Source organism: Paraburkholderia aspalathi, from assembly GCF_905220735.1.
GTDB lineage: Bacteria > Pseudomonadota > Gammaproteobacteria > Burkholderiales > Burkholderiaceae > Paraburkholderia > Paraburkholderia aspalathi.
The window spans coordinates 1,711,613-1,732,142 of record NZ_CAJNBA010000001.1 but is presented as its reverse complement, the minus strand read 5'-3'; the positions used below and the strand labels follow the sequence as shown (position 1 = coordinate 1,732,142).

Here is a 20,530-nt window from a genome sequence, read left to right as displayed (position 1 = left end):
CTCCTCGGTCGGGTTACGTACCGGATATGTATGGCTTATGTGCTACTGGCCTGGCGTTGCAACAAGGACTGGAAATGCGTGTAAACGCGCTCGGCGTCGGGTTCGAGGCCCGTGAAGATACGCATCGCGTCGACCGCCTGATACACCGCCATCCCGCCGCCGCTCAGCGTGCGGCAGCCGAGTTCTTCGGCCGCCTGCAGCAGCGCGGTGCGGATCGGGAAATAGACGATGTCCGCCACCCATAAATCGCGGTGCAGCAATCCAACCGGCAGCGGCAAGCCCGGCAATTTCGCCATGCCGGTGGGCGTTGCGTGAATCAGGCCGTTAGCGGCGGCGAGCGATTCTGCGAGCGAGCTACCGGCACTGACGGTGGAGGCGGGGAAACGCTTCTGCAATTCCGCGGCGAGCGATGCGGCACGCTCGGCGTCCACGTCGAATAGCGTGAGCGTCTGCGCACCCATGGTCAGCGCGGCATGCGCGACCGCTGCGCCCGCGCCGCCCGCGCCCAGTTGCACGACGCGTTCCAGCGATACGTCCGGCAGGCCGCGTTGAAACGCGCGCGCAAAACCGGACCAATCGGTGTTGTGGCCGATACGTTTGCCGTTCTTGAACAGGACGGTGTTGACCGCGCCGAGTGCGCGCGCGTCGTCGGAGAGTTCGTCGAGCAGCGGAATCACGGCCTGTTTGCAGGGGTACGTGATGTTCAGCCCGTTGTAGCCCATGCGCTCGGCTGAAACGAGCAAATCGGAGAGCGCCGTGATGTCCAGCTTCAGCGCCTCCAGATCGACGCGCCGATATACATAGTGCAGGCCGAGTTTGCTGCCCTCTTCCTCATGCATCGCGGGGCTAAGCGATCCGCCGATGCCCGAACCGATCAGACCGACGAGAAACGATTGTGGGCTCGCCTGAGCGTTTGTCTGGGTATTCGCTTGTGCGTTCATTTGGCCGCCCTATTCTTAAGGATGACCGCCATCCGCTCCAGAGCGAGCACATACCCCTGCGTGCCGCAACCGACGATGATCGCCTCGGCCACCGCCGATACGTACGAGTGATGCCGGAACGCTTCGCGGCGATGCACGTTCGAGATATGCACCTCGATGACGGGCTTTTCGATCGCAGAGAGCGCGTCGGCAATCGCCACCGAGGTATGCGTGTAAGCCGCCGGATTGATCACGATGCCGTCAACCTTGCTGCGCGCCGCATGCAGCCAGTCGATGAGTTGATGTTCCGCATTCGATTGGCAGAAATCGACCGACAGATCCAGCCGCTCGCCCGCGTCGCGGCAGAGCCGCGCGACGTCGTCGAGCGTTTCCGAGCCGTAGATGGCCGGCTCACGCGTGCCGAGCAGGTTGAGATTCGGTCCGTTGAGGACCAGCACTGATGCAAAACTCATGACGACCACTCCTGCAAAAGTAAGGCATAAAGCGGGCCACAGCATGCGCCGTGGCTCTACAACGTAAGCGCAGTGTGCGCGCATTACCCGCAATCGTCATTCGGGGTTTATACGAATTTGTACCATCTAGTTAGTTTGTATAGACTGTCGGGAAATTCCGCTAATATGGGTAGTTCTGGCCTGCGGCCTGCTGGTTGACGGTAACTAGCTAGACCATTTTGCGCATTGCAGCATAGCGGACAGCAAGACACGCGGACGCCGCACAGCGGCCGCTTCGCGCAGCCCCACCAGTCGTTTCATCGTTTTTGCAGGAGCCGTTCATGCAACGTTCGATTGCCACCGTGTCGATCAGCGGGACCCTCGTCGAAAAGCTGACCGCAATCCAGGCGGCGGGCTTCGAAGGCGTCGAAATCTTCGAGAACGACCTGCTGTATTTCGACGGCTCACCCGCCGACGTGCGGCGCATCGCCGAGGATCTCGGGCTGAAGATCATGCTGTTTCAGCCGTTCCGCGATTTCGACGGCGTAAGCCCGGAACGCCTCGAACGCAATCTGGATAGGGCGAAACGCAAGTTCGACGTGATGCACGAACTGGGTACGGACCGGATTCTGGTGTGCAGCAACGTCTCCCCCGACACCATCGGCGACGATTCGCTGATGACCGACCAGCTCGGCGCGCTGGCCCGCGCGGCCGCAGCGGCCGGCGTGATAGCCGGCTATGAGGCGCTTGCGTGGGGCAAGCACGTCAAGACCTACCGCCACGCATGGAAACTCGTCAACGCGGTCAATCATCCGAATCTGGGGCTTGTGCTCGACAGCTTTCATACGCTGTCGCTGAACGATACGGTGGACGCGATCGCCGATATCCCGGGCGATCGCATCGCCTTCGTGCAGATTGCCGATGCGCCGAAGCTCGCCATGGACGTGCTGGAATGGAGTCGCCACTACCGCTGCTTCCCGGGCCAAGGCGATTTCGATCTGGCAGGCTTTACCGCCCAGGTCGTGAAAACCGGCTACTCAGGGCCGCTTTCGCTCGAAATTTTCAACGACGGTTTTCGCGCCGCGCCAACCGCCATCACCGCGGCGGACGGCCATCGCTCATTGCTGTTCCTCGAGGAACAGACCCGAGCGCTGCTTGAATCCACCCGGCAGCCGGTCGGCGAGCTCTATCGATCGCCCGCCGCGCCCGCGCACGTCGGCTATCAATTTCTCGAGTTCGCGGTCGACCACACTACCCGCGCGCATCTCGTCGACTGGCTCGGCAAGCTGCGCTTCCGTCAGGCCGGCCAGCATCGTTCGAAAGATGTGACGCTGTTTCAGCACGGCGCGGCGTCGATTGTGCTGAATGCTGAACCGGATTCATTCGCCAATGCCTTCTTCCAGCAGCATGGTTTGTCGCTGTGCGCGTCGGCATTTCGCGTGGATGACGCCAATCAGGCGTTCGAGCGCGCCGCCGGGTTCGGCTACGCCCCGTTCTCGGGCCAGATCGGCCCGAACGAACGCGTGCTGCCGGCCGTGCAGGCGCCCGACGGCAGCCTGAACTATTTCGTCGACGAGACTCCGGACCAGCCCACCCTGTTCGAAGCCGATTTCGTGCTCACCGACGTCAACGGTCCGACCGAAGTGGGACCGCTCGCGCGCATCGACCATGTCTGCCTGTCGGTGCCGGCGCCTTCGCTGGATACATGGGTTCTGTTTCTGCGGACCGCGCTCGGCTTCCAGGCCGAGCCCGGCGTGCTGGTGCCCGACCCGTACGGGCTGGTGCGCAGCCGCGCGCTGCGCAGTCACGACGGTTCGGTGCGAATCGTACTGAACGCCTCCGTGGACCATCACACGGCGGTGGCCGAAGCCTTGCATACCTACCACGGCTCGGGCCTGAATCACGTCGCGTTCAGCACCGGCGACATTTTCAGCGCAGTTCCCGAATTCGTCGCCGACGGTCTGCCAGTGCTGCGCATTCCGCGCAATTACTACGACGACCTCGCCGCCCGCTACGCGCTGCCGGACGAGACGCTCGAGGCGCTGCGCGCGCACAACATCCTGTATGACCGCGACGAACGCGGTGGCGAGTTCTTCCACGCTTACACCGAACAACTCGATCAGCGCTTTTTCCTGGAGATTGTCGAACGGCGCGGCGGCTACGACGGTTATGGCGCGGCCAATGCAGCCGTACGGCTCGCAGCGCAAGCTCAGCGACGCAAGTAGGAGTTTGCGGCCGGCAATGCTGGTGGACGGTGGTTTGCGGTTCGCGGCCCTCCACCCGCGAATTCGCGCAGATCGGGCACGGCGCATGCTCCATCGGCTCAAGCGGGCGCGCCGCACCGATATAATGGCGTTTGATCCGCGGCCAGTGCCGCGCGCACCCTGCCCCATACGGGTGTGGCGCGTACCGTCAGCCGAATGAAACGCCAGGAGAGATATGAAGAAGTTTGCCGTAGTCCTGTCAGTTCCCCTGCTTCTCAGCGCTTGCGCGTACTTCCAGAAGAATCCGGATGCCGGCGAGCCCGTCACGGACACCACCACGCAACGCTCGGTCAGCGACGTAGTCGCCTGCCTGACGCAAGTGGCGACCAGCCACAACGCCGCGTTCAAATCGACCGCGATTCCGCAGGGTCAGATGCTCGATTTCGGCGATTCGAATATCGTCAAGGTCCGTAGCGACAACGGCGCGACGACTTATCGCTTCTACGCGGGCAAACGCCACGTGAACAATCTGTGGATAGAATCGGCGAGCAAAACTTGCGCGCCGTAAGGTAAGCAGACGCAATAATCGGCCAGGTGTAACGGTCGGTAACTTGTTCCGGCGCAATCATAGTGTCACGGTGTTACATCACAATGGTGTCTTAAGAATCGTTTAAGACTTCATCCGCATGATCCATCCGACACTAATCCGCACAAGGTGCGCTTCATGAACCAGCCCGATCACAACACGAACGACTCGCCCGCACCGGCGAAAAAGCCCACGATTCTGCGTCGCTTGCTGAGCCATCACGAACTGGCAACGCTGCTGCTGTTGCTGCACGCGCCGATCGACGCATCCGCGAAACCCGAGATTCCGCAGCTTCACGAAGCCGGCCTGATCGAAACGGTCTCCGGCGACGCCGGCGCCTCGCATATCCGTCTGACGCCCGAAGGCAATGCAGTGTTGCGCGGACTCGGTGTGAAATAAGGCGCGTTGTAGATTTTAGTTACGCCTGCCAGACGCCGTACCCCGCCTCCCGTAGTCCAATCGCCAATTCCACTTCCATATCCTGTGCGCCGCGGTAAGGCATCGGATTGTAAACTTCATACAATTCGGGCATGAGGCGCAGGCCGTAATCGCGCACATAGCGATTTGCCTGAATGCCGGCCTTGTGCCGGTCGAATCTCAGATCCGGGTCCAGTCCCGTCATTCCCACATACACGCACGGCTTGTCGAACCGGTAATCCGGATTCGCGCGGCGAAAGCGCGCCTCGTTCCAGACGGTGTCGTCCAGTGCGACGACATAGACGTAGTAATGATGCTTGCGACGAACCATGTGCGCGGCGGCTCAGCTTCGCGAGGTTCCGTGCAGCAGCATCCGGTACTCGGTCGGCGTGACGCCGACGGTCGCCTTGAATTGACGCGTAAAGGCGCTGTGGTCGGTGTAGCCGCAGAGTGCGGCCACGTCGGTGACCTTGTCGTGTGAAACCAGCAAGGCGGTAGCGGCGTCTAGCCGCGTTTTCAGCAACACCTGGCGCGGCGTCAAATGAAACACTTTGTGAAAGTAACGCTCCAGTTGCGCCACCGACATATCCGCCATTGCAGCAAGCTGTTTCAGATTCAGCGGCTGCACGTAATTTTCCTGAATGGACTGCACCACTTCAGCCAGCCGGCTGTAAGCAGGATGACTGCTTTCGTCCGCTTTCAGGTCGCGGGAGATGCCGGCAAGGCCGACCACCTTCCCCGCCGGATCGCGCAACGGCTGCTTGCAGGTCAGGCACCATCCCGGCTGACGGCCGGGATACAGGTGCAGCTCCAGCTGATCGATCATCTGGCTGCCAACGTTGATGATTGCTTTGTCCTGGGCGGTGTAGATGCGACCGAAACGGTGCGGGAAGACGTCCTCGGCGGTCTTGCCGAGCAGCGCGGACTTTTCCTTGAAGCCACAGCGTGAAGCCAGCGTGCGATTGACCAGCGCATAGCGGGCATGCGCGTCCTTGACGAAGAACACGACGTCCGGCATCGCATCGAACACGGGCTCGAGTAGCGTGAAATGCGACAGCATGCCGGACAGCGTTGCGTCGTCCGGTTCGAGCGGATGAGCCAGCGTGTTCATCGTGCGGGTTCCGTGGTCGGTGCGGTTGTGCGTTGGGTGCCGTTGGTGCGTTCATCCGCGCGACTGCACGGGGTGGCGCTTGCGGTCGATTATAGGGCCACGCGTTGCCGAAAATATCCAGCGGACGAATGGACGGCTGTGTCATTCAGCGGACGACGGCTCCTCGCTGATTGCCATCAACGTACCGATTTGCGCAGGACTGAACGGCGGGCGCGGCGCTGCAGCTTGCCAGCCTAAATACAGCGAAGCCGCGGCGCCACAGATTCGGCCCTGGCATGCGCCCATCCCGCAGCGGGTATGCAGCTTGGCCTCGCGCCAATCCGGATAGGCGCGCGCCTCGCCGAGGCTGACGTCTTCGCAACGGCAGAGCAGCGTGGCGTCGTCGGGTGGCGTGCGCGCGGCGGTCTGCAAGGCAAAGGCCGTTTCGACGCGCCTCGCGAAACGCTGCCATCGGGCTCGTTGCGCTTGCAATGCGGTGCGGTTTGCCGAGACGCCGCTCGCGGCCAGCCCGGCAATCTCGCCTTCCACACCCGCCAATTCCGCGCCGCCGACGCCCGTGCATTCGCCTGCCGCCAGCACGCCGTCGACCGAAGTCCGCTGTTCGTCGTCGACGACGATCTCCTCCGCTTCGGTGGTCGCACAGCCGAGCGCTTGCGCAAGCGTGATGTTCGGCACGAGTCCATAGCCGCAGGCGATGCGGTCGCAGTCGAGCGTCGACTCATGCTCGCCGCGCCGGATCGTCACGCGCTCGACGCGGCCATCGCCATGAACTTTCCGGACAATGCTGCCGGTCCAGTAACGCACGCCCGCGAAGCCGCGCGTCATGGTAAAGGCTTGCCGTAACTTCGCCGGCTCGCCCAGCAATGAGGCTCCGAAGCGGGCGACCTCAAATGCCGAGGCCTGCTCCACGACCGCCAGCACGCGCCCCCCCGCCGCACGCGCGGTGGCAAGCGCCGCGATCAGCAAGGGACCGCTGCCTGCAATCACGATCCGTTCGCCGCGTACCGGCATGCCGCCTTTGATGAGTGCCTGCAGCGCGCCCGCACCGGTCACGCCGGGCAACGTCCAGCCGGCGAATGGCAATAGCCGCTCGCGCGCGCCGGTCGCGAGAATCAATCGATCGTAGCTGATCGACACGCCACCGTGCTCAGCCGACTCGAGCAGCAAACCTCGCGGACTCAAAGGCGCGATTACGCGAGTGGATGGCAAAACGGTGACGTTGGATTGCGCCTTCAAAACGGCGAGCAGGCCTTGTAGCGGCACTTGCGGCGGATGGCCGGGACCTTGCCGCCAGATTTGACCGCCTGCGCGCGGATTGTCGTCGAGCACCGCGACCGTGGCACCCGCGCGCGCCGCTGCCTGCGCGGCGTTCAACCCGGCTGGACCGGCGCCTACCACGACGATGTCGAAGTGCTGCTTCATCGGTTGTCCGTGGTGGTTGTGTTGGTAGTGGCGCCTAGCCCGCTGGCCACGTTGACTGCATTGGCCGCGTTTGTCGCAGCCGCGTCAGTGCAAACCACCTGCCCTTCGCGGCAAAGCGTCTGGCATGCCAATACATGCGCCCGACCGTCGATCGTGACGCGGCACTCCTGGCAGATACCCATCCCGCACAGCGCTGCACGCGGCTCGCCGCTGACCGACGTCCGCGTACGGCCCGCGCCCGCCATGGCAAGCGCCGCGGCCACGATCGTGCCGGCTTCGACCTCGACGCTTCTACCGTCGATCGTCAAGTGAAGGTATGTTGCATCGGCGTCAGCCATGGGCCACCTGTTGCGCAAAACGGACCGGCAAGTAAGGCTCGACGGGAATCGGTGCAGTGTTCCCAGTGATCTGTGCGGCGAGCAACTTTGCGGTTGCCAGCGAAGTCGTCACGCCAAGACCCTCATGTCCAACCGCAAGCCACACGCCGGGTGCAAAATCACCGGCCGGACCGATCAACGGCAAACCATCCGGCGACGCAGCACGAAAGCCGGTCCACGCACGAATGCCATTGAGCGTCGGCAGGACCGGCAGATAATGTGCTGCGCGCTGCAGCATCTGCGCGAGCACCGGCATGTCGACGGCAGGATCGGTTGTATCGAACTGGCGCGACGAGCCGATCAACAACTGGCCTGTAGGCCGCGGCTGCGCATTGAACGCCACCGAGGTACCGGCCGCATGATGTGCGCTCTTGATGTAGCCCAGCTCGAGCAGCTGATGGCGAACGAGTCCGGGATAACGGTCGGTGATCAGCAGATGACCTTTCTTCGGTTGCAACGGCAGAGACGGCAGCAGTTGCTGAGCACCCAGACCATTGGCCACGATCACGTGCTCCGCGCTGACGCGCTCGCCGTCGGCCAGCGTCACGCCACGCGCGCTAATTGCGGTAACCCGCGTACCGAGCCGCACACGGATCTTCTCGACTCCTGACGATTGCGTCAGCAGCCACTCGGAAACCGTCGGCGCATACACGATGCTGTCGTGTTCGATCCGCAGGCCGCCCGCCATCGATGCCGCCAGCGCCGGCTCACACGCCCGCAACGCGGCCGCGTCGAGCAGTTGAGCGGTGACGCCCTGCGCTTCGAAGGCGGCATGCATGGCGCGGGCGGCTTGCCATTCCTCATCGTCGGCGGCGACCCACAAAGTACCGCAGCGCGCGAACGCGTCGCGCGTGCGCAGCTGCGGCGCGAGCGCCAGCCACAAGTCGCGCGAATAGCGGCTCAACGCGAATTCCGCGGGCGAGTCGTTCATCACGACGATATGGCCCATGCCCGCTGCCGTCGCGCCGCCGCCGATGCCCTGCGCGTCGAGTACCTTAACGCGCATGCCGAGCGCGGCCAGCTCCGCCGCGCAAGCCGCGCCGACAATGCCGGCCCCGACGATCAACGCGTCCGCTGTCATGCCGTGCGGATGCCCCATGCGAACGGGTCGCGCTCGTCGAAACACAAACGCCCTTCGGCCATGATGTGCGCGTGGCCGGTGATGGTCGGAATCACCGAGACGCCATCGCCGGCGCGGCGATAGCTCGCCTCGAATACGCTGCCGATGATGCTCTCCTGCCGCCACACCGCGCCTTCGGGCAGCTTGCTGTCGGCGGCGAGGCAGGCGATTTTCGCGCTCGTGCCGGTACCGCACGGCGAACGGTCATACGCGTTGCCGGGACAGAGGACGAAGCTGCGGCTGTCGATGCCGTCTCGCGAGCCCGGTCCGAAGAGTTCGATGTGGTCGATCAAGGCGCCGTCCGCGCCAGTGATGCGCTGCGCGATCAGCGCATCACGGATTGCCGTACTGAACGTGGTCAGCTCGGCGATACGCGCCGCCTCCAGCGAGTGCCCGTGATCAGCGACGAGAAAGAACCAGTTGCCGCCCCAGCCGATGTCGCCAGTCAACATGCCGTAGCCCGGCACGTCCACCTGCACGCCTTGCCTATAGCGATACGCCGGCACGTTGCGCACGGCCACGCTGCCGTCCTCGTTGAGCGTCGCTTCGACGACGCCGACCGGTGTCTCGATCCGATGAAGCCCCGGCCCGATCCGCCCCATGTGCGCGAGCGAGACGACGAGACCGATCGTGCCGTGCCCGCACATGCCGAGATAGCCCACGTTGTTGAAAAAGATCACGCCGGCCGCGCACGAAGGGTCGTCCGGTTCGCACAGCAGCGCGCCGACCACCACGTCCGAGCCGCGCGGTTCGGTGACGATGCCCGCGCGCCAGTCGTCGAAATGCGTGCGAAACACGTCGAGACGCTGCGCCAGCGTGCCGCCGCCAAGCTCCGGGCCACCCGACACCACCAGGCGGGTCGGTTCACCGCCGGTGTGCGAGTCGATGATATCTAGGGTTTTCATGACGCACATGGTAGGAATGCCGGGCGCCGAAGTCTTGGTGTGCATAATCGTGGATTGTGACGATTTCAGCATATCTTATCTGTCCATCCGCGCAGGCGTCGACTATTGAAATCAGGCTGGTGCCGCGTCTGCACAACCTCTATCGAGCGAGGTCCAGAATGCATGTGAGGCCCAGTCCACATGCTTTCGACGTATTTTGCGTCCTGTGCTGAAATAGCCGGTCCGCTTGGCCTTGCTAGGCATACAGGCACAGCCGCTATGCTGAAATCGTCATCCGTCACGCGCGAATCACGCAAGACGGCAGCATTTTCCCTGCTTACACTGCGCTTCGACTCAACACACTCAGGAGAGCAGTCGTGGCGCATATCTGGGAAGGCGTATTGCCCGCAGTTACCACCAAGTTTCACGCGGATTTCAGCATAGACCGCGAATGGACCGGCAAGAATATCGAGGCGCAGATCGACGCGGGTGTGGACGGCATCATCGTGTGCGGATCGCTCGGCGAAGCATCGACGCTCTCGCTGGACGAGAAGCTGCAAGTGCTCGACATCGCCGTTGAAGCGTCGCGCGGCCGTGTGCCCGTTTTGCTGACGATCGCCGAGAACGGCACGCTCGACGCATGCCGCCAGGCCGAAGCCGGCAGCCGGCATGGCGCGGCCGGATTCATGGTGCTGCCTGGGCTGCGCTATCTGTCCGACCGGCGCGAAACGCTGCACCACTTTCGCAGCGTCGCCGATGCGAGCGCGCTGCCGCTAATGATCTATAACAATCCGCTGGCCTATGGCGTCGACATGACGCCCGAGATGTTCGCGGAAATCGCCGACGAAAAGAAGATCGTCGCGATCAAGGAATCATGCGGCGACGTGCGGCGCGTGACCGATCTGATCAACGTGGTCGGCGACCGCTTCGCGATTCTGTGCGGGGTCGACAATCTCGCGATGGAAGCGATATTGATGGGCGCGCATGGCTGGGTGGCCGGTCTCGTGTGCGCGTTTCCGCGCGAGACGGTCGTGATTTACAAGTTGCTGAAGGCGGGCCGTCTTGAAGAAGCGCGCGCGATCTATCGCTGGTTCGCGCCCCTGCTCGCACTCGATGTTTCGTCGAAGCTGGTGCAGAACATCAAGCTGGCCGAGACGATCGTCGGGCTCGGCACGGAGCCGGTGCGGCCGCCACGTCTGCCGTTGGCCGGGGATGAGCGCAAAGCCGTTGAAGCGTTGATCCGCCAGTCGATTGAAAACCGGCCGACGCTGCCGCAGGTTTAAGTTGCGGTTTAACTTGCGGCGAGTTGATGGGTAGGTGCTCCCGGCCGCGGCGCGGCCGGTGATGTGCCAGTTTGTCAGGCCGCCTGCTTTTCGGCGGCCACCTCACCTTGCCGCAAATGCAGCAGCCGATAGCCGCTCTTGTAAACGGGTTGCAGCCGGAAGTCGTTTTGCGGCTCGATCTCGAGCAGCAAACGCAAGCGCGACACATGGCTGTCGATCGTGCGGGTGAATTCGCGGAACTCACGGCCCCACACCATCGCGAAGATATGGTCGCGCGACATCACGCGGCCAATATTGGAAAAGAACAGCGACGCCAGCCGGTATTGCGTACCCGATAGCGGCACCGGCTGACCGCGCAGCATAACGAGCTGGCGATGCGTGTCGAAGTGGTAGGGGCCGACATCGAAGCTCGCGGCGCTGAAACGGTCCGGATAGGCGCGGCGCAGTAAGGCCGCAACGCGCTCGCGGAACTCGCCCGGACGCAACGGCAGCCCGACATAGTCGTCTGCCCCGCTGACAAAGGCGCGCACCACGCTGTCCTCCGACGTCTCGGCCGAAGCGAACAGCACCGGCAGGCGGTCGCCACCGACCGCACGCACCGACCTCAGGACTTCGGCGCCGGACAGGCGAGTGCCTTGCCAGTCCAGCACCAGCAGATCCACGGTGGAACGGGCGAGCGCTTTCGACATGCTCAGACCGTCGTCGTAGACCATACAGGTATGGCCGGCACTCATGAGAATCTTTTCGATCGACTGACGTGTGACGGGGTCACGCTGAAGGATGGCAATGCGCATGGGATGACTCTTAACTGATAGCTCGGACGCGATTCTCGGAGGGACGCCCAAGCCATCCCATAGGAGCATTCCTAATTTGCGCGTCAATCGCCCCCTTCCGACCCGTGTGTGCTGCATTCCTACACGCGACCGCTGCGGCTCGCACGACACACAGGCAAGCCGTCCTGGCTGCCTTCGAAAAACCCCGTTTCGGGAACTTTTCCCAATCTAATTAAGCACTTCCCAAAGCGATCGGCTTTCATCCTGTAAAATCCCCGCCCTGGCCCCAGTCGTCATCGCGCTTGCCCTATCCGGGCCGGCGCGCCGGTGTCCCGTGCTCTACCCAGCGCTTGCCACACTTCTCGCCCGACGACCGCCGTATTTCCACGCGCCACGTGTGGTTTCCAATTCAAGACAAGAAGCAAGCAATGCAAGCGACAAATCTGGGTGGAGCGCAGGCTGTCACCCCACGCCCTCTTGGGCGAAGCGACTACAAGACGCTCGGCCTCGCCGCGCTCGGCGGGGCGCTGGAGTTTTACGACTTCATCATCTTCGTATTCTTTGCGCCGGCGATCGGCCAGCTGTTCTTCCCCGCCGCGATGCCGGACTGGCTGCGTCAGGTGCAGACCTTCGGTATCTTCGCGGCCGGTTATCTGGCCCGGCCGCTGGGCGGCATCATCATGGCGCACTTCGGCGACCTGTTCGGCCGCAAGCGCATGTTCACGCTGAGCGTGCTGCTGATGTCGGTGCCGACGCTGATGATGGGTCTGCTTCCTACCTACGCCAGCATCGGCGTGATGGCGCCGGTCTTGCTGCTGCTGTTCCGCGTGATGCAGGGCGCTGCGGTCGGCGGCGAAGTGCCGGGCGCATGGGTGTTCGTTTCCGAGCACGTGCCGCAGCGGCACATCGGCTATGCGTGCGGCACGCTGACAGCCGGCCTCACGGCAGGCATCCTGCTCGGCTCGCTGATCGCCTCGGCGGTAAACCGCAACTTCGCGCCGGCGGAAATCTCCGCCTACGCATGGCGCATCCCGTTCCTGGTGGGTGGCGTGTTCGGCATGTTCTCGGTTTACCTGCGCCGCTGGCTGCATGAGACGCCGGTGTTCGCCGAGCTCAAGCAACGCAAGGCGATCGCCGCGGAAGTGCCGCTCAAGGCTGTGCTGCGCGACCACGGCCGCGCCGTGATCGTGTCGATGCTGCTCACGTGGATGCTGTCGGCTGCAATCGTCGTAGTGATTCTGATGACGCCGACGCTGCTGCAGAAGCAGTTTCATATCGCGCCGGCCACGGCGTTGCTGGCGAACTGCGTGGCGACGCTGTGTCTGACGATCGGCTGCGTGATGGCGGGCTCAATCGCCGGCCGCATCGGTGCGGGGCGCACGATTTTCATCGGCGGCCTCGCGCTGGCCGTGACGTACTACGTGATGTTCCAGCAACTTGCCGTCGATACGTCGGCACTGGTGCCGCTGTACGCGGTGGCCGGCCTGTTCGTCGGTGTGATCGGCGCGATTCCGTTCGTGCTGGTGAAGGCGTTCCCGCCGGTCGTGCGATTCTCAGGCATCTCGTTCTCGTATAACGTTGCCTACGCAGTGTTCGGCGGCCTCACACCGATCGCCGTTTCGCTGATGATGAAGTCGAACCCGATGGCCGCGCCGCTGTATGTCGGCGCGATCTGCATTGTCGGAGCATTGACCACACTGTTCATCAAAGACGCGCCGCAAGCGCGCTAATCGAGCTGTTTTGTAACGGCGCATCGCCTGGTGCGCCGTTGTTTCCATCGGCTTCACGCTCAGCCTCTCCGGCAATTCCGGCGACATCGACACTTCACGCCGGACCGAAACATCGTGCGCCGCATCGGCCTACGATGTGTCTCATGAACTCTTCCCATACCCCCGTCTCGCCGGCCCTCGGCCGCGTCCTTGCGACCGTCAGCATCGGCTTCGTCGTCACGCAACTCGACGTGACCATCGTCAACATCGCTCTGCCGAAGATCGGCGCAGACCTGCATGCAGACGTTGCTGGCCTGCAATGGGTCGTCGACGCGTACACGCTCGCGTTCGCCGTGCTGATGCTTTCGGCGGGCGCGCTCGGCGACCGGCTCGGCACACGGCGCATGTACGCGGCCGGCATCGTGCTGTTTGCGCTCGCGTCGCTCGCCTGCGGACTCGCGCTCGATGCCACCATGCTGGTCGCCGCACGCGCCGTGCAAGGCATCGGCGCCGCCGCCATGCTACCGAACTCGCTGGCGCTACTCAATCAGTCATACGGCCACGATCCGAAGCTCCGGGCACGCGCCGTCGGACTGTGGACCGCCGCGGGCGCGATTTCGATCGCGGCCGGACCGGTGGTCGGTGGTGTGCTGATCGCGGCATTCGGCTGGCGCAGCATCTTTCTCGTCAATCTGCCGATTTGCGTAGCCGGTTTGCTGGCGACTTTGCTTTGGGTGCCGCGGTCTGGGTCCGCGCGGAAAGATACGCAAGGAGCGGTTTCGCCTCCTGCTACGACTGAAACTCGCACGGGGGCTGAGACAACGGCGAGCACTGGTGCAAGAACTGCAACTGGCGCTACAGCAACAGCATCGGCTACGACCACAGCAATCCCCCGTGGCATCGATCTGAGCGGCCAGGCCCTTGCGATCGTCGCGCTCACCGCCTTCGTCGCCGCTGTGATCGAATGGCGGCCGCTGGGGCTGAGCCATCCGCTGGTCGCCTGCGGTTTCATACTCGCTCTGATCGCGGCCGCCGCCTTTATCGTCGTGGAATCGCGTGTCGAAGCACCGATGCTGCCGCTCTCGCTATTCAGCAAGCGCACCTTCAATGCGGCGGTGCTGTTCGGCATCTGCGTGAATCTGACGTACTACGGCATGGTATTCGTGCTGAGCCTGTATTTGCAGCGCGTACGCGGCTACACCCCGCTGCAGGCGGGCCTCGCGTTCCTGCCGTTGACGGGCGGCTTTCTGCTCTCGAACGTGGCGAGCGGCTGGGTGGTCGGGCGCTTCGGCGTACGTGTGCCGATGATCGCCGGCGCAATCACGGCGGGGCTCGGCTACGGCCTGCTGCATTTCGTCGATGTGTCCACGCCGCTCATCGGCTTGCTGTTGCCGTTCCTGCTAATTCCGTCCGGAATGGGTCTCGCGGTTCCGGCGATGACGACCGCCGTGCTGGCTTCCGTCGAAGCGCAGCGCGCCGGCACTGCGTCCGCCGTGCTGAATACCGCCCGGCAAGCCGGCGGTGCGGTGGGTGTGGCTGCCTTCGGCGCATTGGCGAGCGGCGCGGCTGCCACGCAGATCGTCGCCGGGATGCAGGCCGCGACGGCCATTTCGGTCGGTTTGCTGGTGGTTGGTGGCGTAACGGGCTGCCTTGTCCATCCGGAGCCGCAGGCGTCGGCCTTGAGGCCGCACGGGACTTGTCGTGGGCAAGTTGGCAAATCGCACTGAACATCGCACCGATTCAACCTGAGTGCAAAACAAGACCCCACGATGCTTAGGCATCGCAGGAGTCTTCTTTCAACGCTTATACGGCGCCAGCAGGCGCGATACAACTCGCGCTGCCTCCGCACGTATTTACAGCGGAGCTTCCTGAATCGTGCCGGTGTCGATCGCGCGTTCGATCAATCCTTCGTTTTGCGCCTTGGTGATCGCGTCGGCGATCAGTTTTTCCGGCTGCTCGATTTCGGCCTTGATCGTGCTGATAAGACCCGATGCATCCAGAACCACCAGCGTTTTCGCCGAATCGGCAAGGCTGATGATGACGCGATGCGGCGTAGGCCCTTCGCCGAGACTTGCGCACAACTGCGTGACCTTGCCGCCAATGGTTTGCTCAAAGCTTTGAATCATTATTTGCTCCCTTGATTACAGCCACAATCAAAAGCGACCTGCACAGACTACCTCAATTGCGTGATCAGAGATTCAGCCCGCCGCGTGGCGAGCGTGCGCCGTCGATACTGATCCGGCCCGCTCCGGTCACAAACAGGAGCAGGAAACCACCCGCGATACCGATGTTTTTCCAGAAGTGGATCACCATGTCGCGTTGCAAAGCGGGATCGGTAACATTCCAGAAATCGTGGCCCAGCACTGCGGTTGCCACGGTGTAGACGGCCATGATGAGCGCGAGCGGGCGGATCTTGAAGCCGACGATCAGCAGTAGGCCACCGATTGCCTCGACCGCCGTTGCAATCGGTGCGGCGACCTGGACGAGCGGCACTCCCTTCGCATTCAGATAGCCGACAAAGCCCGCATAGCCCAGCAGTTTCATCACACCGCCCCATAAGAACAGCACGGCAAGGGCAATACGCGCGATGAGGATCACGCCGGAATCGACGGGACGCGTCATGAGGGGCTCCTGTAAATGAATAAGCAGCAGACCCGGCCAGACGGCCGCAGTTCCCTACTTTGCATCTGAGAATAGGTGCGCTGCCCGCCTTTTCCAAGCGTGGGCCGGCATGAACGGCGCAATCTGCGCCGTCTCAAGGGAAGGAAAACAGTGTCCGAGCGCACAGCGCGTGCCCGATCGTGCACGCCACGGACAGTATCGACGTCGTGCCTAAGCGCGGGGATATGTCGCGACCTCGATCAGATTGCCATCCGGATCGCGGCAATACACCGAGGTCATCTTGCCGCGTGCGCCGTCGCGTTCAACCGGGCCGGCTTCTATCTCGACACCCTGAGCGAGCCAGTGAGCTTTAACCTCAGCGGGGCTCGCGGTGGTGACAAAACACAGATCGGCGCTCCCCGGCACCGGCTCACGCCCGGTGAACCATGCGACCGTGTCCGCATCCGCGGGACGCAAGTTGATCTTCTGATTGCCGTATGTCATCGCCACGCGCGTGCCGGTGCGCGACTTAAACTCGGTACGCCGCATGCCGAGCATGCGTGCATACCAGGCCGCACTGGCTTCCACGTCAGCGACATTCAGAACGAGATGATCGAGACTGTCTATCGAGAAGCTCATGGATTTCGTCACCGTCGTGAGGTGCTATGAGGTGCTACTGCTGCGGCGCATCCGGCGCGAGCAGGACACCCTTCGTAAAAACGAAGCAGCCGTAACCGCGCTCTTCGCCGGTTGCGATCACGCAATAAGCTTTGCGCGCCCGCTCATAGAAAGCGAAACGTTCAACAGAAGCAAACGGCACCTCGCGCCCTTCCGCCGCATTGATCTCGAGCTGCACTTCGCGCTGAACCGCCGGAATCGTATTCGGCTCACCGACCACTTCCATGCGCGACGCAGGGCGCTCGATGAAGGTATCCAGCGGCATCACCGACAGAATCGCGCGAATGGCACGCGGCGCGTTCACGCCATCGAGACGCAGTAGCTTGCCCAACACCGTCTCCTGCGCAACGGACGCGCCCGGAAAGTTGGCGTCGCAAACCACCAGTTCGTCGCCATGCCCCATCGAGCGTAGCGCATGCAGCACATCGGCATTCAGCAGCGGGTCCAGATTCTTCAGCACGGTGTCTCCTTGAGGGTCGATTGGCCGCCGGCCACCCGGATTCGAGCGGATTGTCCTTGTGGCGCGTCGCGATCGATTGTAGCAAGACCGTGGCGCACGGTCCGTTGCCGGCGGCTCACCGTCAATCCGCTTTCCCGCACGATGCGGCGAGCGGCATTGCGCGACACCGCCACCGCAACCATCCAACCAATGCGAGCAGCACGAGACCCGCGCCGCCCAGCACCGGCTCGCGCCAGGCCAGCAACGCTGTGAAGGTGAACGCGCGCGTGCCGGCCAGCAGAGCAAAGCCGGCGATCGCGCTGGAGAGCGCGTCGACAGCGCCCGACAGGCGCGTGACCGTGAGGACAGTACCGGGAGCCGTGACGGCAACGGACTCGTGCATGATCGTCTCCGTGAAAAAGACTGCGTGAGCTCAGGTAGCGGCAGGGACCTGGTCGAGGAAACCGGTCACCGCCTGCAAGCGGCCGTGCGTGTCGAGCACGCCGAAGTCGGATCCCTTGACGATCGCCTCGCCGGCCGGCGTGGTGAGTGCCCACGAAAAACGCAGGCGGTTCGCGAAACCGTCGACTTCCGTCGTGCGGTGAAACGTGTGATGCGGGAAGCGTTCATGCACCGCGCGGATCATCGCGTCGATGCCCTCATGGCCCGCGCCTGCCAGCAGTGGATCGCGATAGTCGGCATCGGTGGTCCATGTCGCGGCGATCAGTTCCCGGCGGCGTACTGCATCGGTTTCATTCCATGCGTCGAAGTAACGGTCGATCAGATCGGTATGCGCATTCATCTCAGACTCCTTGATTGGCATGACTGAGCACTACGCTCGGCAGACACGTTGTATGCGGCGGGCTCGGAGTGAAGATTGACGGCTCGAGCGCAGCGCGTCGATTACGTTGGAGGTAAGCATCGAGATGCACCGGCGTGAAGAACCGCGCTGTTTTGCCCACCGGATAGGCCATTTGGCTGAATCGTCACCGACTTCGTCAGCCGCTAACCTCATGGCGGAATTGGGGGCCGCGCAGCGTCGACTCGCGGCATGTGACGAACTGAATGGGCGCGGACACAAGCCGCTTTTTTAATATGGTTTTCACACTTGCAAGACCGTATCCAACGGGATACACTCATCAACAAATCGGTTCACCGCCTGTGTACACGGTCAAGCGCACCGAGGAATTCGACCACTGGCTTGCCGGCCTCGCAAACTTGAGAGCGAGGGCCAAAATCCTGGTACGAGTCCGGCGTGCTGAGCGAGGTCATTTCGGCGACGTCAAGCTGCTGGAAGACGGTGTGTCCGAGATGCGCATCGATTGCGGTCCCGGCTATCGGGTCTACTTCGCGCGCGAAGGGCGCATGGTGTTCCTGCTGCTCTGCGGTGGCGATAAATCCACGCAGCCAGCCGACATCAGGCATGCCAAATCAATGTGGGCAGACATCAGAAAGGAACTGTCATGAGCAAAGTCAAAACCGCACGGTTCGACGCATCGCATTACCTCGATAGCGAAGAGATGATCGCCGAGTATCTCAACGCAGCGCTGGAAGAAGGCGACGCCGACCTGCTCCTCGCCGCGATCGCCGACATCGCAAAAGCACGCGGCATTGCGAAGGTTGCGGCGGACGCCGGACTCGGGCGCGAAAGCCTCTATAAAACCCTCGCGCCCGGCTCCAAACCGCGCATGGACACGGTGTTCAAATTGCTGCGCGCGCTGGGCGTCAAACTCAACGCCGTGCCGGAAGGCGTAGCGCCCGCCTGATTCGCGCCTGGCGTGTTGTCGCCTGGGGTGACGCCCTGAATGAGCTGCGTATTCGTGGGTGCTCCTACGCTTTCTCGGACATTCCACGGTATTGCCTAGCATTCCCGGGTATTCCCGGGGTATTCCATTACCTGTCAGGTAATGGATCGCTAACGCGCTTTGGCTATCATCGGCAACATGAACACACTCTCTCTTGCACAAACCATCCCGTCGAACGGGCCGACAGCAAGCCGCACGGTCGGCGATCTGCTGCGCGAATGGCGGCAGCGGCGAAGAATGAGTCAGTTGCTGCTCGCCGCTGAAGCCGATATTTCAACGCGGCATCTGAGCTTCGTCGAATCAGGCCGTGCGGTGCCTAGCCGGGAAATGGTCATGCACCTCGCTGAGCGGCTCGACGTGCCACTGCGCGCGCGCAATGCACTGCTGATTGCGGCGGGTTATGCGCCGCTGTTCCGCGAACGCCCGTTGACGGACCCGCAGTTAGCCGCCGCACGCGAGGCAGTTGAGTTGGTGCTCAAAGGTCACGAGCCGTATCCGGCTCTCGCGATCGACCGTCACTGGACCATCGTTGCCGCGAACAATGCGCTTGCGCCGCTGCTTGCAGGCGCAAGCCCTGAGCTTATGAAACCGCCGGTCAATGCGATGCGATTGAGCTTGCATCCGGAAGGCATCGCGGCGTCGATCGTCAACTGGCATGCCTGGCGGGCGCACGCGCTGTCCCGGCTTCAGCGACAAATCGAGGTGAGCGGTGACGACACGTTAAGCGCACTGCGCGACGAACTCGCTGCATATCCCGCTCCACCCGGCGCGGAAGCGGCCGACCACGACGACACGGTAGGTAATCAGATCGCCGTGCCGCTGCGGTTGCGCACGCCGATCGGCGTCCTGTCGTTCTTCAGCACGACCACGGTGTTCGGCACACCGGTAGATGTCACACTGTCGGAGCTTGCTATTGAAGCGTTCTTTCCCGCCGATCAGGAAACCGCGGCCGCGCTGCGTGAGTTTGCCGCGAGCCAGCGCGCCGAAGGCCAAGGGGCTGAAGCTGTGAAGTCATAGCAGCACCACAGAAACCTGGAGCGCAATATCGAAAGCTGAATTGTTCCCGCTTGCAGCATCGTTCAAACCACACGGAGAGCCACACTTGATCAACAACGCCCTACTGGTCCGCCAACTCGGTCTCGCCGACCGCGACGCCTACTTTCAGCTTCGCCTGCGCGGGCTGAAGGCGCATCCGGAGTCGTTCGGTCAAAGCTACGAGGACGCGGTGGCCAAGGGCGCCGCTCGGCACGATGCGATGTTGGAAGGCACACGCGCAGCCGAAGGTGATTTTTTGCTCGGTGCTTATGAATCGGCTAATACGCCATTGATCGGTGTAGTGGGATTGCTTCGTAACCAGAGCGACAAGGAAAGGCACAAGGCTTCCGTCGTCGGTATGTATGTCGCGCCGGAAGCAGCGAGCCGCGGAGTCGGGCGCGCCTTGCTTAATGAGTTGCTGGCGCGAGCGGCGCAGATAGAAGGTCTACGGCAAATCCAGCTGATGGTGGGTAGCCGCAACGAAGCGGCACGCAAACTCTATGAGTCGCTTGGCTTTCGCAAATATGGTTGCGAGGTGGAAGCATTGAACGTCGGCGGCGTGTTTCACGATGCTGATCTGATGGCGCGCTTCATGTAACGGCTTTCGGGTGCCCTGCTTCAACGCGCGATACGTGCTATCTTTTTCAATCACCTTTCCGCTGCACCAACCCCGAAGCGGCTTATCCGCCGCCCTCGGGCTATCTTCGATTTGCC

Annotated in this window: 24 protein-coding genes and 1 pseudogene; 10 read left to right on the top strand and 15 right to left on the bottom strand. The window is 62.8% G+C overall.

Annotation, left to right across the window (positions count from 1 at the left end; all coding sequences use genetic code 11):
• Positions 1–35: 35 nt before the first annotated feature.
• Both KHO30_RS07685 and aroQ read right to left on the bottom strand, forming a co-directional pair.
• Positions 36–941 (bottom strand): shikimate dehydrogenase, encoded by a 906-nt coding sequence (locus tag KHO30_RS07685; RefSeq protein ID WP_211700478.1) that lies wholly within the window; start codon positions 939–941, stop codon positions 36–38.
• Entirely contained in the window at positions 938–1,393 is a 456-nt protein-coding gene (gene aroQ / locus KHO30_RS07680) for a type II 3-dehydroquinate dehydratase (protein ID WP_093645328.1), read from the bottom strand. The genes KHO30_RS07685 and aroQ overlap by 4 nt, the downstream gene beginning before the upstream one ends.
• 320 nt (positions 1,394–1,713) lie before the next feature.
• On the opposite strand from aroQ, the gene KHO30_RS07675 reads away from it, so the two are divergent.
• The 3 genes from KHO30_RS07675 (at position 1,714) to KHO30_RS07665 (ending at position 4,561) form a co-directional block, all read left to right on the top strand.
• Positions 1,714–3,597, top strand: coding sequence for a bifunctional sugar phosphate isomerase/epimerase/4-hydroxyphenylpyruvate dioxygenase family protein (locus KHO30_RS07675; protein ID WP_211700477.1), 1,884 nt, complete (start codon positions 1,714–1,716; stop codon positions 3,595–3,597).
• A 214-nt stretch (positions 3,598–3,811) separates the two neighbouring features.
• A complete protein-coding gene (locus tag KHO30_RS07670; protein ID WP_093645324.1) occupies positions 3,812–4,144 on the top strand; it encodes a hypothetical protein in 333 nt (110 codons plus the stop codon).
• Between the two features lie 156 nt (positions 4,145–4,300).
• Positions 4,301–4,561, top strand: coding sequence for a hypothetical protein (locus KHO30_RS07665; RefSeq protein WP_093645322.1), 261 nt, complete (start codon positions 4,301–4,303; stop codon positions 4,559–4,561).
• A 19-nt stretch (positions 4,562–4,580) separates the two neighbouring features.
• Here KHO30_RS07665 and KHO30_RS07660 read toward each other — a convergent pair whose 3' ends face one another.
• From KHO30_RS07660 to KHO30_RS07635, 6 genes and pseudogenes are all read right to left on the bottom strand, one after another.
• Positions 4,581–4,910 carry a hypothetical protein gene (locus KHO30_RS07660; RefSeq protein ID WP_093645319.1) on the bottom strand — a complete coding sequence of 110 codons (330 nt, stop codon included), beginning with the start codon at positions 4,908–4,910 and terminating at the stop codon, positions 4,581–4,583.
• 12 nt (positions 4,911–4,922) lie between these two features.
• Complete coding sequence (locus KHO30_RS07655; protein WP_093645317.1) at positions 4,923–5,690, bottom strand: AraC family transcriptional regulator; 768 nt, start codon at positions 5,688–5,690, stop codon at positions 4,923–4,925.
• Positions 5,691–5,831: 141 nt separating this feature from the next.
• A complete protein-coding gene (locus tag KHO30_RS07650) occupies positions 5,832–7,112 on the bottom strand; it encodes an FAD-dependent oxidoreductase (protein WP_211700476.1) in 1,281 nt (426 codons plus the stop codon).
• A gap of 77 nt (positions 7,113–7,189) precedes the next feature.
• Positions 7,190–7,450, bottom strand: a pseudogene (locus tag KHO30_RS07645) (2Fe-2S iron-sulfur cluster-binding protein); the annotation flags it as partial.
• Positions 7,443–8,570 carry an NAD(P)/FAD-dependent oxidoreductase gene (locus KHO30_RS07640; protein WP_211701002.1) on the bottom strand — a complete coding sequence of 376 codons (1,128 nt, stop codon included), beginning with the start codon at positions 8,568–8,570 and terminating at the stop codon, positions 7,443–7,445. The pseudogene KHO30_RS07645 and the gene KHO30_RS07640, both read right to left, overlap by 8 nt.
• A complete protein-coding gene (locus KHO30_RS07635; protein ID WP_211701003.1) occupies positions 8,567–9,523 on the bottom strand; it encodes a 4-hydroxyproline epimerase in 957 nt (318 codons plus the stop codon). Before KHO30_RS07635 ends, KHO30_RS07640 begins: the two co-directional genes overlap by 4 nt.
• Before the next feature lie 347 nt (positions 9,524–9,870).
• Here KHO30_RS07635 and KHO30_RS07630 point away from each other — a divergent pair, with 347 nt between their 5' ends.
• Entirely contained in the window at positions 9,871–10,776 is a 906-nt protein-coding gene (locus KHO30_RS07630; RefSeq protein WP_211700474.1) for a dihydrodipicolinate synthase family protein, read from the top strand.
• 74 nt (positions 10,777–10,850) lie between these two features.
• Here the strand turns inward: KHO30_RS07630 and KHO30_RS07625 are convergent, their stop codons facing one another.
• A complete protein-coding gene (locus KHO30_RS07625) occupies positions 10,851–11,570 on the bottom strand; it encodes a response regulator transcription factor (protein WP_093645309.1) in 720 nt (239 codons plus the stop codon).
• 407 nt (positions 11,571–11,977) lie between these two features.
• Here KHO30_RS07625 and KHO30_RS07620 point away from each other — a divergent pair, with 407 nt between their 5' ends.
• Positions 11,978–13,279 carry an MFS transporter gene (locus KHO30_RS07620; protein ID WP_093645307.1) on the top strand — a complete coding sequence of 434 codons (1,302 nt, stop codon included), beginning with the start codon at positions 11,978–11,980 and terminating at the stop codon, positions 13,277–13,279.
• 143 nt (positions 13,280–13,422) lie between these two features.
• Entirely contained in the window at positions 13,423–14,985 is a 1,563-nt protein-coding gene (locus KHO30_RS07615) for an MFS transporter (RefSeq protein WP_425312883.1), read from the top strand.
• Between the two features lie 126 nt (positions 14,986–15,111).
• Here KHO30_RS07615 and KHO30_RS07610 read toward each other — a convergent pair whose 3' ends face one another.
• The 6 genes from KHO30_RS07610 to KHO30_RS07585 all read right to left on the bottom strand — a co-directional run bounded on the left by KHO30_RS07610 (position 15,112) and on the right by KHO30_RS07585 (position 17,778).
• Positions 15,112–15,384 (bottom strand): hypothetical protein, encoded by a 273-nt coding sequence (locus tag KHO30_RS07610; RefSeq protein ID WP_093634704.1) that lies wholly within the window; start codon positions 15,382–15,384, stop codon positions 15,112–15,114.
• A gap of 64 nt (positions 15,385–15,448) precedes the next feature.
• Positions 15,449–15,880: a DoxX family protein gene (locus tag KHO30_RS07605; RefSeq protein WP_211700472.1), complete on the bottom strand. Its 432-nt coding sequence runs from the start codon at positions 15,878–15,880 to the stop codon at positions 15,449–15,451.
• A 210-nt stretch (positions 15,881–16,090) separates the two neighbouring features.
• Positions 16,091–16,498 carry a VOC family protein gene (locus tag KHO30_RS07600; RefSeq protein WP_211700471.1) on the bottom strand — a complete coding sequence of 136 codons (408 nt, stop codon included), beginning with the start codon at positions 16,496–16,498 and terminating at the stop codon, positions 16,091–16,093.
• A gap of 34 nt (positions 16,499–16,532) precedes the next feature.
• Positions 16,533–16,997 (bottom strand): RbsD/FucU family protein, encoded by a 465-nt coding sequence (locus KHO30_RS07595; protein ID WP_054039064.1) that lies wholly within the window; start codon positions 16,995–16,997, stop codon positions 16,533–16,535.
• 121 nt (positions 16,998–17,118) lie between these two features.
• Positions 17,119–17,379 (bottom strand): hypothetical protein, encoded by a 261-nt coding sequence (locus KHO30_RS07590; RefSeq protein ID WP_093634707.1) that lies wholly within the window; start codon positions 17,377–17,379, stop codon positions 17,119–17,121.
• 30 nt (positions 17,380–17,409) lie between these two features.
• Entirely contained in the window at positions 17,410–17,778 is a 369-nt protein-coding gene (locus tag KHO30_RS07585) for a nuclear transport factor 2 family protein (RefSeq protein WP_211700470.1), read from the bottom strand.
• Between the two features lie 293 nt (positions 17,779–18,071).
• On the opposite strand from KHO30_RS07585, the gene KHO30_RS07580 reads away from it, so the two are divergent.
• The 4 genes from KHO30_RS07580 (at position 18,072) to KHO30_RS07565 (ending at position 20,414) form a co-directional block, all read left to right on the top strand.
• Positions 18,072–18,443: a type II toxin-antitoxin system RelE/ParE family toxin gene (locus tag KHO30_RS07580; protein ID WP_093634906.1), complete on the top strand. Its 372-nt coding sequence runs from the start codon at positions 18,072–18,074 to the stop codon at positions 18,441–18,443.
• Positions 18,440–18,742: an addiction module antidote protein gene (locus KHO30_RS07575; protein WP_054039070.1), complete on the top strand. Its 303-nt coding sequence runs from the start codon at positions 18,440–18,442 to the stop codon at positions 18,740–18,742. Before KHO30_RS07580 ends, KHO30_RS07575 begins: the two co-directional genes overlap by 4 nt.
• Positions 18,743–18,919: 177 nt before the next feature.
• Positions 18,920–19,798 carry a helix-turn-helix domain-containing protein gene (locus KHO30_RS07570; RefSeq protein ID WP_211700469.1) on the top strand — a complete coding sequence of 293 codons (879 nt, stop codon included), beginning with the start codon at positions 18,920–18,922 and terminating at the stop codon, positions 19,796–19,798.
• 85 nt (positions 19,799–19,883) lie between these two features.
• Entirely contained in the window at positions 19,884–20,414 is a 531-nt protein-coding gene (locus KHO30_RS07565) for a GNAT family N-acetyltransferase (protein WP_211700468.1), read from the top strand.
• Positions 20,415–20,530 lie beyond the last annotated feature (116 nt).